The sequence below is a fragment of the Lentilactobacillus kefiri genome, assembly GCF_009739535.1.
GTDB lineage: Bacteria > Bacillota > Bacilli > Lactobacillales > Lactobacillaceae > Lentilactobacillus > Lentilactobacillus kefiri.
Genome location: NZ_CP029971.1, coordinates 1,215,959 through 1,229,007 on the forward strand (window position 1 = coordinate 1,215,959; position 13,049 = coordinate 1,229,007).

General features: G+C 39.9%; 10 protein-coding genes. 6 read left to right on the plus strand and 4 right to left on the minus strand.

Annotated features, from left to right (window positions below):
• Positions 1-71: 71 nt before the first annotated feature.
• The gene (locus tag DNL43_RS05845) at positions 72-2,348 is read right to left on the minus strand and encodes a DUF5776 domain-containing protein (protein ID WP_156645025.1); all 2,277 of its coding nucleotides are present in this window, start codon (positions 2,346-2,348) and stop codon (positions 72-74) included.
• Positions 2,349-2,503: 155 nt separating this feature from the next.
• On the opposite strand from DNL43_RS05845, the gene DNL43_RS05850 reads away from it, so the two are divergent.
• Positions 2,504-3,294, plus strand: a protein-coding gene (locus DNL43_RS05850; RefSeq protein WP_202813053.1) for an IS5 family transposase whose coding sequence is annotated in 2 segments (ribosomal slippage) — positions 2,504-2,774 and positions 2,774-3,294 — 792 coding nt in all. Because the reading frame shifts where the segments join, the coding sequence is not laid out codon by codon here.
• Here the strand turns inward: DNL43_RS05850 and DNL43_RS05855 are convergent.
• Positions 3,277-3,480: a hypothetical protein gene (locus tag DNL43_RS05855; RefSeq protein ID WP_156645027.1), complete on the minus strand. Its 204-nt coding sequence runs from the start codon at positions 3,478-3,480 to the stop codon at positions 3,277-3,279. The genes DNL43_RS05850 and DNL43_RS05855 overlap by 18 nt on opposite strands.
• Before the next feature lie 384 nt (positions 3,481-3,864).
• Entirely contained in the window at positions 3,865-5,304 is a 1,440-nt protein-coding gene (locus tag DNL43_RS05860) for a DHA2 family efflux MFS transporter permease subunit (RefSeq protein WP_056983033.1), read from the minus strand.
• A gap of 271 nt (positions 5,305-5,575) precedes the next feature.
• Here DNL43_RS05860 and DNL43_RS12280 point away from each other — a divergent pair, with 271 nt between their 5' ends.
• From DNL43_RS12280 to DNL43_RS05875, 4 genes are all read left to right on the plus strand, one after another.
• The gene (locus tag DNL43_RS12280) at positions 5,576-5,698 is read left to right on the plus strand and encodes a hypothetical protein (RefSeq protein WP_261907038.1); all 123 of its coding nucleotides are present in this window, start codon (positions 5,576-5,578) and stop codon (positions 5,696-5,698) included.
• A gap of 27 nt (positions 5,699-5,725) precedes the next feature.
• The gene (locus DNL43_RS05865) at positions 5,726-7,420 is read left to right on the plus strand and encodes an oleate hydratase (RefSeq protein WP_056983035.1); all 1,695 of its coding nucleotides are present in this window, start codon (positions 5,726-5,728) and stop codon (positions 7,418-7,420) included.
• Positions 7,421-7,816: 396 nt separating this feature from the next.
• Positions 7,817-9,925 carry an alpha-galactosidase gene (locus tag DNL43_RS05870; protein WP_054768772.1) on the plus strand — a complete coding sequence of 703 codons (2,109 nt, stop codon included), beginning with the start codon at positions 7,817-7,819 and terminating at the stop codon, positions 9,923-9,925.
• 270 nt (positions 9,926-10,195) lie between these two features.
• Positions 10,196-10,531 carry a hypothetical protein gene (locus DNL43_RS05875; protein ID WP_054768771.1) on the plus strand — a complete coding sequence of 112 codons (336 nt, stop codon included), beginning with the start codon at positions 10,196-10,198 and terminating at the stop codon, positions 10,529-10,531.
• A gap of 62 nt (positions 10,532-10,593) precedes the next feature.
• Here DNL43_RS05875 and DNL43_RS05880 read toward each other — a convergent pair whose 3' ends face one another.
• Positions 10,594-11,550 (minus strand): AraC family transcriptional regulator, encoded by a 957-nt coding sequence (locus tag DNL43_RS05880; RefSeq protein WP_225364652.1) that lies wholly within the window; start codon positions 11,548-11,550, stop codon positions 10,594-10,596.
• Positions 11,551-11,698: 148 nt separating this feature from the next.
• On the opposite strand from DNL43_RS05880, the gene DNL43_RS05885 reads away from it, so the two are divergent.
• Positions 11,699-13,042 (plus strand): MFS transporter, encoded by a 1,344-nt coding sequence (locus DNL43_RS05885; protein ID WP_225439218.1) that lies wholly within the window; start codon positions 11,699-11,701, stop codon positions 13,040-13,042.
• The last annotated feature ends 7 nt before the right edge of the window (positions 13,043-13,049 follow it).

Below are 13,049 nucleotides of genomic sequence, written 5' to 3' on the forward strand. Positions count from 1 at the left end.
ACTAAAAAGGACCGTCAGATTATTTCTGACGGCCCTTTATGTTGCATTTAAAGATCTTTCATTGAAATGGTTTAATAGTTACCTTGAATAATGAATGACTTATTGGCAGTGACATAATAACCATTCGTTAACTGATAACGTGTGGTTAAGTTCCATTTAACCAATTTCTTAACTCGTAAGTGTGAGCCCTTCTTATAGTGTTTAACTTGCTTGGTCAAATTCTTATTCTTGTAAGCATTAACACCTTTAGGGTTGATCACAGTGATCTGTTTCTTCTTAGGCGTTGATTTGTAATAAGCATTCACAATGTATTTGCGGTTAGCAGTAATGTATCCGCGCTTACCATAGGTCTTACTGTGATGATTGATATCACGAACTTTGTACCTCAATGCACCACCGTTGGAACGAGCGTAACCAGTGACGATAAACATTGGTCGGCTGATCCGTTTCTGTTTTGCATAAGTGGCAATCCGTTGTGATTTCTTGAAGTTAACATGTTTATACATGTTAACCCGTTTGGTAGCGTAAACGGCTGAGCCAACCTTCGCTGCACTCTTTGGAACAGATGGCTTTTTAGGCTTGTTTGGCTCTGGGGTAATTGAAGAACTTGATGATGAACTTGATGAGCTGCTTGAAGAAGATGATGAACTACTTGAAGAATTATTGGAAGGAACAACTGGATTTGGTGTCGGAGTTGGGGTTGGTGTGCTGAGTGGCAATAACTGAATAAAGTCGATTTCAGCACTATTTTGACCTTGTTCAAGGGTAATTGTATTTTCATCCTTCTTAAGAGGAACGGCAGAAGCGATCTTCTTAACAACTCGGTTTCCAATTGTTAATGTCAATGGAATATAATTTCCAGACAAGGTGCTATCTTGAACAGTGGCATCAATTGAGTATCCTTTTCCGCTAACGTTACCATTTGGTCGGTTATTTGCAGATCCGGTACCATTTCCTGTAAACGGAAGGTTAACTGTCTCAGACTGATTGTTGATTGAAACCTTTTCAGTCGCATCTTGACCGCTAATATTACCATTTCCGTAACCTAAATTAAAGGCATATTGGCCATCTTGTGGGGCATTAACTTTAAATGTCAACTTGGCATTAGTACCGTCTGATCGTTCAAATTCTCCTCCAGATGCATAACTTCCATAAACCATGTGTGCACCTGTAATTGAATCTGCATCTTCTGCTTCTTTGTAAATTCCCATTGAAGTATCAGGTTTGCTGTAATTGATTTGATCAGTTCCGGTTGTACTTGTAGCTTTTTTGATAACTAAACGGTATCCACTGGCAAGCTTCATGTCTTTAACTGGAACAGTTACAGAACCATTATTAACTTTGAGGTTGCCGGTAAATAATTGAGTAGGTACTTTAACTGCTGTATCAGCTCCGTACCATGGTGATTCTTCAGCTTCAACACTGACTTCACTCCCGAACTTATCAGCAGATAATCCATTAACTTTAACATTTGTATCCCCTGATTTACCACCAAGTAATACGGTCAGCGAATTATCATTGTTAAGGCTGGCAACGGTTCCGACTTGTGGATCGGCATAATCGTCAGACATACCGCCACCATTTGCATTATCGGCAGTCTTATCTGGATGATCAACATTATCAGCTTTTACCATTTCGCCATCCATATCGGCATACCATTTGTAGAACCAGTATCCGCCATTAGGTTCAGACTTATAAGTTAACAAATTGCATAATCTACCTGGCTGGAACCAGTATGCCATGTTGGCACCGGCAACATCTGTGTTATTTTCAAATATTTGAATATAGTGCGCTTCCCAACCGGGAACAGCTTGCTCTTGATAATCACTATACTCGTTGATAAAGACTGGGATGTGTTTGATACCTAATGCTTTTTCTTCGTTATGAAGATGCGTTATGTTACCACTGAAATTCTTATAATTCCAAACATGCCAGCAGAGGTAATCTGGTAAGGTCTTATCTTTTTGGGCATATTTCAAGAAGTACCACATGCTGCTGCCGTCACCAAATGTTGAAAAACTTGGTCCAACAATCTTAGCATTTGGATCTGCTTCTTTTACGGCTTTATAAGCAGCGTTCCAGTACGGCATAAAACTATTTTCATCTTTAACACTACGGAATGGATAAGGACCATTTTGAGGTTCATTTGCGATTTCGTATGCATAAACCTGATCCTGATTTCCGTTGTTCTTGATTTGTGTGACAATCTCTTTGATCTTAGCTGCATACTCGGCATTACTTGAAAATTCATACGGGAATCCATGGAACATATCCATGAATCGAACAACAACCTTTGATCCCGCAGCCTTTGAAATTGGCACGATATCGGTAAAAGTACCGTCTGGCACATGTTCATTGGCTTTACCGTCAACTGATTGACTTGGTTGAGTGAACGTTTGCGGCTTTAGATTGTTAACAAGGCTTTGATCTGAAATGGTATTTTTTCTTAGAAACTGTTTGAGATCTAGTTTAAACTTTGATATACTTTTGCAAAAAGGAAATTATGATGACTAATTATCCCAGCAATATTACCCGCCAGCAGTTTGAAGTGATTCGTCCTGAATTAGAAAATTTTCATCAACGAACGAAGCCCCGTCAAGTCGATTTGTATGACGTCTTTTGCGCCATTTTATACATCTTGAAAAATGGCTCCCAGTGGCGTGCCCTGCCACATGACTTTCCCAAATGGCAAACGGTTTACACCTACTTTCGCTTGTGGTCCCGGCAATCGGCTCCAACGGAGCCGTCATTACTGGATCAAGTTTTAAAAAAATTGTCTTTACCTTACGATCTCAACAAGATCGTTCGGCATTAACTTCGTTTATTATCGTGGATGCGCAAAGCGTTAAAAATACCGCCACTGCTGAAAATAAAGGTTATGATGCTGGTAAGAAAATATCGGGAATTAAACGGCATCTAGCCGTTGATATTAACGGGTTTCCACAAGCCATTCATATTACCCGAGCCAATGTTTCTGATCGGGACGGAGCCAGTGCGATGATTGCCTTATATGCCAATGATCTTCGGCATGTTCGCAATGTTCTAGTCGATGGTGGTTATTCAGGAGCTAACTTTAAATTGGATGTTATGAGCAATTTACAAGCGACCGTTCAGGTCGCTAAACGCAATGAATTACACAAGTTTGAAGTAATGCCGCAACGATGGTTGGTTGAACGATCCTTTAGTTGGCTAGAGAATTGTCGACGACTGTGGAAAAATTGTGAAAGACAGCTGCACACAAGTGCCATGATGATGACCTTAGCCTTTATTTCAGTTCTATTGAGGCGCTTTTAAAGATCTCAAACAGTTTCTTAGTCCAGCCAAGTATCCGTTGGCAACATGATCGGTCTTGCGAATGCTTTGATTTGCGTCGACACTAATGTTGCTGGTGTCTGAGGCATGAATGGGATTTCCTGAAAAACAAAAAACCATTCCTAACCCCAGAGTCATCTTTAATACGTTGGCGATTGCTTTATGCAAAAGAATCACTCCTCAATTATGATTTAATAAGAATTACTGATCAGCTAATCAAGTATTAATGATAACGGTTCCAGAATCAAAATCCAATCCACCAAAGTCGTATATTTGGTTGTGTTTTTTGACTTTTTTGAAAGCGGTTCAATCCTTTTCAGCACTATTATGAAAACGCACTCAACTTTATATTCAGAATCTGGAATTTATGTTAATCATAATGTTAAGACAATTAGCATAACCACATCTGCCATCGAAACTTTGTCCGCCATCGTATAAAGATGGAATTAATTGTTTAATTAAAAGAATGCAAAAGAAAAGCAAACCCGTTTGGATTTGCTTTTAAGCTGGTATCAACCTCGGTTGATAAAGAGCCTTGATTTTTATATTAAATTAAGCACGTTTATGATCTTTAACGGTAAATGACAATAAGAATGCGGCAGCTGCGACAATCAAAGTGAACCATAAACCAACATGAACACCGTTGGTAAAGGCAATTTGGTGGCTGACGTTTCCGGCTGCATTATTTCCGAATGCCAACAAGCTGGTTGCGATGGCAGTTGCCATAGCACCAATAATTTGTTGGAAAGTGTTCATAATAGTACTTCCATCTCCAGAAGTTTTTTCATCCAAAGCACTCAAACCGAAAGTTTGGGCGGGTGACATTGCTAACGGAACTCCCATCATAATGACAATGTGGGCAACGATAACGTACCACATTGGTGATGTAGAACTTGCCAACAGCAACATGATCAATCCGATGATAGTAACTCCAAATCCAAGAGTGGTAAGAAGCTTTGTACTGACAATATCAGAGAATCGACCAGAAATTGCTGAAACAATCGCATTTACAACTCCACCAGGCAGCATGACAATACCGGTCATGGCAACTGGAATAGCCAATCCATTTTGCCAGAACATTGGCAATAAGTACATTGATGACAAGATAATGGCGAAATCCAACATAACCAAGATGGAACCAATGGTAAATTGACTCTTTTTAAATACTCTGAAATTCAAAATAGGAGATTTCGAACCCAATTGACGTCGAATATACAAGGCTAATACGATAATGGCAACAACTAAGGTTCCCAATACTCGTGGTGAACCCCAGCCGGCGTCACTGGCCATACTGACACTGGCAACCAAGCCACCAAAACCGATAGCTGAAAGGATAAGTGAGAACCAATCAATCTTTGGCTTTGTAATATCCCCAACATTTGGCAGAAATTTAAGTGCCAAGAAGAATGCAATTAACAAGAATGGAATGAACAACCAGAAAATCCAGTGCCATGAAAGCAGACCAAGAATCATACCGGCTAAAGTAGGACCAACGGCTGGTGCAAACATGATGACTAATCCGATCATACCCATTGCGGAACCTAATTTATAAGGTGGGAAGATGAGTGTAGCAACGGTAAACATCAGTGGCAAAATTAATCCAGTGGCAATTCCTTGAATCATTCGACCAACTAATAAAATAGCAAAGTTAGGTGCCATTGCTGAAATCACGGCTCCAACCATGAAATCACATAAGGCGAATAAAATTAACGAACGAGTGCTGAAAATTCGTTGTAGTAATGAAGACATTGGTAACACAATTCCGATGACCAGCATGTAGCCGGTTACCAGCCACTGCATGGTTCCAATACTAGTATGTAGTTCAGCGATCAGACTTGGTAAGGCAATATTCAGTGAGGTTTCACTGAGCATTCCTACAAATCCACCGATCAGCATTCCCAGCATAGCTAAGAATGGACGGGCAACCGGTTTGGCTGCTTGTTTTTGTTTTGCTTGTACAGAAGTTTGTTCTGTATTTAAAGATTTTTCCATAAAGATGACTCTCCTAATTATAAATACTTTTCTATCACGACAATTGATTACACTACCATAAATAAAATGTTCTCGTAAGCATTATTTTCAAAAAGTTTCATTATCTATGAAAACGTGGCATATCAACGTTCAATGACAGCGCTATCAAAATATGGACAGATGTGTGCACATTGTCCACGCATTTATGCCAATAATCTACTACAATAAAGGCAGATGCGAAGAATATACTTATCGCATTTCTCTCAAAATACAATGTGGGGAGCGATTAAATATGAAACACAAGTTTTTATTAGCAGCGGGGATTGGCGTCGTTGTTGCAGGCACTTGTTTCCTGAAGTCAATCGGCTGGTTTGAAGACGATTCACATTTGTACGATGAATACGAAGCAAAGTAATCTTTAACAGATCTGGAGGAGCTATCAATGACAAAAAATAAAGCAATTATGATTGGTGCCGGCTTGGCTAATATGGCTGCGGCTGTTTATTTAATTCAAGAAGGTAAATGGAAAGGCAGCCAGATCACGTTTTATTCATTAGATGATCACGGTTCAAACGACGGATCAACCGCAAGTGAAGCGGCCGATGAATATTGGAATAAGACCCATCCATTGGAGAACAGTAAAGGGTTCATCGCCCGTGGCGGTCGGATGTTAAACTATCGGACTTACGTTGACCTGATGGATTTGCTGAGCCGAATTCCTTCCGCAACTGAGAAGGGGATGACGGCTGCCGAAGATACCCGTGACTTTGATGCCAAACACCGGACCTTTGATAAAGCTCGGTTAATGGAAGGCGGCAAAGGCATCATTAATGGTGGCAAGCTGGGCCTTAATAATAAGGACAGAATGAAACTCACTGAGTTGATTTTGATGCCCGACTCCAAAGAAGAAAAGCTCGACAATGTGACAATTGCCGATTACTTTAAGGATGACCCGCACATGTTTACCACCAACTTCTGGTACATGTGGGAGACAACCTTTGCATTCAGAGTTCAAAGCTCGGCTCAGGAACTCCGTCGTTACATGCACCAAATGATCTATGAATTTACACAAATTGAGCATCTGGTTGGTGTTAACCGAACCCGATACAATCAGTTCGAAAGCATCATGCTGTCTTTGATTAACTACTTGAAGGATCAGGGCGTCAAGATCGTTTTGAATCGTCGAGTAACGAATTTTGAATTTAAGAATACCCCAATGCAGGATGAAATTACCGTTACTGCATTGCGGATGACCAATACTGAAACCGGCGAGGAAGAGGATGTGCCGGTTGATGACGATACCGCTGTGATCTTTACCAATGGATCAATTACTGATTCGGCTACCTTGGGTGATTTCAATACCCCAGCTCCGGAAAATATGGACTATGGTGCAGCAGCCAGTCTGTGGAAGAAAGCTACTAACCGGTTCTACAACTTGGGGAATCCCGATAAATTCTTCAATGACAGAAATGCCAGTGAATGGGTCAGCTTCACGTTGACCACCAAGGACCATACCTTGTTGAATGAAATTACCCGGATTACCACTCAAGTTCCAGGTAATGCGCTGAATTCGTTTATTTCGACTTCACCAATTACACCAATGGGTAACAAGGACGTGAACATGTCGATCGTGGTTCACCACCAACCTCATTTCACAACTCAAAAACCAAATGAATCGGTTATTTGGGGCTACTTCCTGTATCCACGTCGAACCGGTGAATTTGTTGATAAACAGTACATCAAGATGACCGGTAAAGAAATGGTTGAAGAGCTCCTTGGTCAACTTTCCAAAGTCGATCCGGGACCAGGTAACATTATGGATAAGAAGCAGGCAATCATGGATAGTGTGATTAACTGCATTCCATCATATATGCCTTATGCTTCAGCTTTGTTCAATAACCGAGCCAAGACTGATCGGCCAAAGGTCATTCCAGAACATTCAACTAACTTGGCATTTACCGGTGAATTTGTCGAACAGCCATACCAGATGGTCTTCACTGAACAAAGTGCCGTTCGTTCAGGCGAAATTGCGGCTTACCACTTTGCCGGCGTGCCAATGGCCAAATTGGTTAAAAATCCTCGTTACGATAAGGATGTTAAGACTTTGGCAAAGGCAACCAAGAAGATGTTTGAATAAGTGAATGATATGCCTGGATGATCCCAGAGCATAATGTTAAAGAACCAGTGGTGAGGGGTTTTCTCATCATTGGTTCTTTTGTGTTATGTAGTCGGGTCGGGCCATAACGAGGATTTGCATTAAATGAAAACGCCGGATTTTCAACTTGGGCTGTATCTCTATCTTGCTTGTTTAGAATTACATGATATTCTAATAGTGAGTCTGGTTGGATGGCTGTCTTTTACTGCAAGACAGCCTTATGTTGGTAGATTTCCTCGATGTCAATTTATTGATTAACACGGCGAATGTCATGTTATTGAACTAAACCTATCATTCAAGCAGTTTCCTATCATATATTGGTAGAATAAACTTACTTATGTAAACGCTTTTTATTAATTATTATAAAAGGAGAAATATATGAAAAACATTGCTGTTGACACAGATAGCGCTCAAATGGAATTTGAGATTCTTGATAACCAACATGTAGCACTGGTTAAGATGAATCAAAATGATTTGAAGTCATTATCTGATGCCCAAAAACAAGAATTAATCATTACCGAGTTACAAATTACTGGTGAAAACTTTCATCATAAGGGAATCAATCTTGTTAACTCAACCCCTGGATCAGATCTTAAATATGCATCACATAATGTTGAAGAATTGAGTAATGGTAAGCTGTTAACGATCGTTACTGAAGATTCAAATACGAACGTAACGGTCACAAATTACTACAGACTTTATGACAGCTCTGCCATTGTAAGAACTTGGGTCACTGTTAAAAACACAGGCTCCAAAGACCTTGGAATTGAATATATTTCATCATACGCAATGACTGGAATTAACCAGGGTGGCGACATGGGTAATAATTATGTGACTCATAACGTCTTGTATACTCCACATAACAAGTGGCAAGCTGAAGCTCAGTGGGAAAGCAGAACTTTGAAGGACGCCGGCCTTGATTGGTGGTCAAATGGCGGTCAAAATCAACGAAACTCTTCTCAAAGAGTTAGCGTTAATAACAATTCATCTTGGTCATGTTCTGAATACTCTCCAAACGGTATATTGACTAACACGCATACAAATATGTCGGCTGTTTGGCAAATCGAAAGTAAGGGTGCTTGGCATTATGAGCTCACCGATGGCAATAACGGTGACTTACTGAATATTCGCCTTTCAGGACCAGAAGAATTTGATAATAATTGGTGGAAGAACTTAGCTCCCGGCGAATCATTTGAAACAACCAAAGTTGCTTTTGGTCAAGTTGAGGGTGATTTTGAGGATGCTCTTCAACAAATGACTAAATATCGTCGTTTGATTCGAAAACCTAACGAAGATGATAAAAAGTTACCTGTTATTTTCAATGATTATATGAATGCTTTAATGGGTGATCCAACCGAAGAAAACGAGCGACCACTCATTGATGCTGCAGAAAAAATTGGCTGTGACTATTTTGTCGTTGACTGTGGCTGGTATGCTGATGGCTATTGGTGGGACAGTGTCGGCGAATGGCTGCCATCAAAGAAACGTTTCCCAAATGGCATCGAAAAAACAATCCAATATATTCGCGACAAAGGTTTAACTCCCGGATTATGGTTGGAAATTGAAGTAATCGGAATTAATTCACCAATTGCCAATAAACTTCCTGATGACTGGTTCTTTATGCGTCATGGTAAGCGAATTATTGATTGTGATCGTTACCATTTGGACTTTAGAAACCCAGAAGTTCGAGCATTTGCCGATAAAGTTGTTAAGCGTTTGGTAGAAGAGTACGGTGTTGGTTACATTAAGATGGACTACAACATTACGACTGGAATCGGAACAGAAATTGATTCCGATAGTTTTGGTGATGGTCTGCTTGAACACAACCGTGCATATTTGAAGTGGCTTGACAGTATTTTTGCAAGATACCCTGATCTGGTTATTGAAAACTGTGGTAGTGGTGGTATGCGTCATGATTACGCAATGCTTCAACGACACAGTATCCAGTCAATGACGGACCAAACTGATTACCTCAGAAATGGAAACATCGCTTCTGTAGGACCATCTGTGGTTACTCCAGAACAATGTGCGATCTGGTCATATCCTCTTAAGCAAGGGGATGATGAAGAGGTCATCTTTAATATGGTTAACGCAATGTTAGTCCGAATTCATCAAAGTGGTTTCTTGAATAAGCTTGATGAACATCGATTAGACTTAGTTGCTGAAGGAATTAAAGTATATAAAACTTATCGGGAAAAGATTCCAGAAATGCTGCCAATTTGGCCAGATGGACTGGATCGTTTGGACGATGAATGGTTTAGCTATGGACTGAAAGGCGACCATGAACTTTACCTTGCTGTTTGGCATGGAAAAGGTGATCAACCAGAACACGAAGTTTCACTTGAAAAGTATGGAAATATCCAAAGCATTGATCAAATCTATCCTGAAAAAGATGGGAAGAGCAAGTTTAATGTTGAAAACAATACTTTGAAAGTCAACTTTTCAAAGCCAAAGATGGCTCGTCTATACCACATCACTTTAGGATAAAGACGACATCTATTTAAATAATTACACTAAGTCCCTGCTGGAAGTGTTTGTTTTCAGCAGGGACTTTTTGTGGTCAAACTATGAATTAACAAGGCCACTAATGGTGAAAACGGCTTTTTACGTTTGGTTATGAGTCAAAAGGCGAGTGCATTATTATAAATGCCTGGTTAGATTATTGATTACATAATCGATTGATTCACTGTAAAATACTTTTTGAAAGCGATCTCATGTTTTTTGAGATCCAAGTGGTTTTAGACAAGGAGAATAAGAATGAACAAACCAATTTATCTAATCAGGGTGGCGTTTCAAACAATCATGATTGCAGGCATTTATTTCCTGTATTGTTCAAACCCTGATGGCAGCTTTACACTTCGAATCGGCCTGGTATTAGCCTGGCTGATTCTGTCCTGGATCTGTCAGATTTACCTAATGAAATTCCGTGGCTTACGGCCAGTTTCTCAAGAAACTGCCCGGCAAAAAGGGGATCATATCGATGAGGTCAATTTCTTTTTAGCAATTGCCTTGCTGCTCGCCTATGATTTCTTTGGTCCAATTGTTGCGGTTGGCTTTTATCTTTGGGATAAGCGAATTAACGCAAGTGCCTGATGGATAAATTAAATAATTAGAAAAAAGGAGTCACATGCCATTATCCTGACATGTGATTCCTTTTATTTTTGCTGCGGTGCCTCACCAAAATCAGGGACATCCTTGAGATGCTTGGTAATCTCTTCTGGAATTGGCAAAGTCGGGCTGATGACTTGATTATTGTGATAAATTTCATCGAATTGAGCCCGGTATTCACTAGGAGTCATTCCTGTCAACTGCTTAAATTGTCTCATGAACAATTTTTCGCCTTCAAAATAGGCATTCGCAGATATTTCTTTGATTGATAAATTGGTTTTGATCAATAAGGCTTGGGCGGTATGCAGTTTGAGCTGCAGGACATACTGTTTTGGCGGGATTCCAACCACTTTTTTGAACAGCCGGGAAAGGTACTGGGGATTGAGCTGCATGACATCGGCCATGTCTTGAACCGTCGGTGACTTGTAAAGATTGGTTCGAATCCATTCCTTTAGGCGATTAATCCGTTCGGTATCTTTGGTTTTAAAGTCCAGCTGGTTGAGCGTTAACTTACTAATACTCATGATAATCATCGTTATGAAATAGTTGGCCATCTTTCGGTCATACGCATTCTTTTGGTTGGTGTTAAGAAGCTGATGAATCAAAATCGTTAAATAATCAAGATTTGGAATTTTGAATTGTTGAGGAATTAAAATGTGTTTTGGACTTTCATCCTTATCGGACAATGTTAAAGAATTGGTACTTTCAAATACTTTAGTGTCCTTTGGCAGAATAAAATGCAGCCAGTAAAACTCAACGTCGCCAGGAGATGGCTCGGTTCCAGACATTAGAATATATGGTGGGACCAACAAAAGGTCATTGGGTTCCAAGGTATATTCTTGTTTAGCTACCCGTAAGTGAAGCTTGCCTTTTGTACAAATAATTAATTCAAAATCACCATGATGATATCTCGGATTATGCTTCCATCCTTTATGAGCGGAAAAAATACCGCCAACCATAAAAGTCACCACATCGTCAATGCTAAAACTATAATAATTCGTCATTTTGTCCACCTTTTTCGTAATAAAAACGTGAAATGTCATAAAAGTATACCACAATTAGTATTTTAGCAGTTTTTTTCGATTTGTGAAAGCGGCATCATTAGGAATGTAGAAAACGTTTTCTAACTTTATATAATATTTGTAGGTGGAAATGATGTTAAAAAAACATTTTAGATTCTTTGATTCATTCGGAACACAAGGATCAACCGCAACTGCTGATCCCGATGCAATTTCTCCAGAAACTGGGAAGCCATGGTCAAAGTCATATGTTTGGCGCTTCCTGATCGCGTTTGTTATTTATGGTATTTTGAACAACGCTGCCTTTACTTTAAACGGGGCCGTGTTGTTGCCTCAACATATTAAGGATGTTGGGATTGTTAATCCTACAGCCGCATACGGTATTATTACATCTGTTACGTCTCTGGTATCATTATTTGTAGGATACATTTGGGGAACTCTTTCTGATAAGACTCGTTCACGTTTCGGAAAGCGGACTCCTTGGATCTTCGTTGGTTCATTCGTTGCCGGAATTGGTTTGTATTCATTAGGAATTTTCGAATCAACTACTAGTTTGACCTTAGCTTACATCTTTAACACATTAGGCCAAAACGCTATTCAAACTCCAATGTATGCCTTCCTTGCCGACCGTGCACCTAAGAACGTTCGTGGTACATTATCAGCAGGTTTCGGTGCAACATCTATTGGTGCCCCAGTTGGTCAGTTCATTAGTTCATACTTCTTGGGTCAATCATTCCAGAACACTGGTTTCATCGTTGGTGGTGTTTTGATTGCCCTCTCAGGTTTAATTGTTCTGTTGATTACTCCAAGAGAAAAATCATCAAAAGACGCAGTTATTCCAAAGGAAGAATCAGTATTAGGTGTCTTTGCTACATTGCTGCCACCTAAGATGCACGGTGCCCATGATTTCTACAAGGCTTGTGCCGGCCGATTCTTAGTTATGACTAGTTACACTATGATCTTCCAATACTTGCTTTACATTCTTGAAAACCATATTGGATTATCAGTATTGGCTGCTGCTCGTGCCATGAACAAGTTGTCAATCTTTACTTTAGTTGTTTCATTACTTGGACTTGCATTCTCAGGTCCTATCTCAGACCGTTTGAAAGCACGTAAGATTCCTGTTGCTTTTGGTGGTATGTTCATGATCTTTGGTACTGTAAGTTTACTGTTGTTCAAGTCAGTTAACGGTGTTATCGGATACGTTGTTTTAGCTGGACTTGGTTATGGTATTTACTTGGCTGTTGATATGGCTTTGAACATCGATGTTATCCCTGCCGAAGCTAAGGAAAACAAGACAACCGGTAAATATGTTGGATTTGGTAATTTGACCAACACTGCTGGTCAAATGATCGCACCAGCTGCTACCTCAATGATTGTTACTGCAACTGGAAGCTATGGATTAGTATTCTGGGGATCAATCATTACAACCCTTGTTGGTACAGCATTTATTCTCTGGATCAAGCACGTTAAGTAAAGGAGTT

Bases quoted from the DNA above. Each gene is read 5' to 3' on its own strand.
- DNL43_RS12280 (WP_261907038.1), top strand. From the start codon at position 5,576: ATGAAACACAAGTTTTTATTAGCAGCGGGGATTGGCGTCGTTGTTGCA.
- DNL43_RS05870 (WP_054768772.1), top strand. From the start codon at position 7,817: ATGAAAAACATTGCTGTTGACACAGATAGCGCTCAAATGGAATTTGAG.
- DNL43_RS05875 (WP_054768771.1), top strand. From the start codon at position 10,196: ATGAACAAACCAATTTATCTAATCAGGGTGGCGTTTCAAACAATCATG.
- DNL43_RS05885 (WP_225439218.1), top strand. From the start codon at position 11,699: ATGATGTTAAAAAAACATTTTAGATTCTTTGATTCATTCGGAACACAA.
- DNL43_RS05865 (WP_056983035.1), top strand. From the start codon at position 5,726: ATGACAAAAAATAAAGCAATTATGATTGGTGCCGGCTTGGCTAATATG.
- DNL43_RS05860 (WP_056983033.1), bottom strand. From the start codon at position 5,304: ATGGAAAAATCTTTAAATACAGAACAAACTTCTGTACAAGCAAAACAA.
- DNL43_RS05880 (WP_225364652.1), bottom strand. From the start codon at position 11,550: ATGACGAATTATTATAGTTTTAGCATTGACGATGTGGTGACTTTTATG.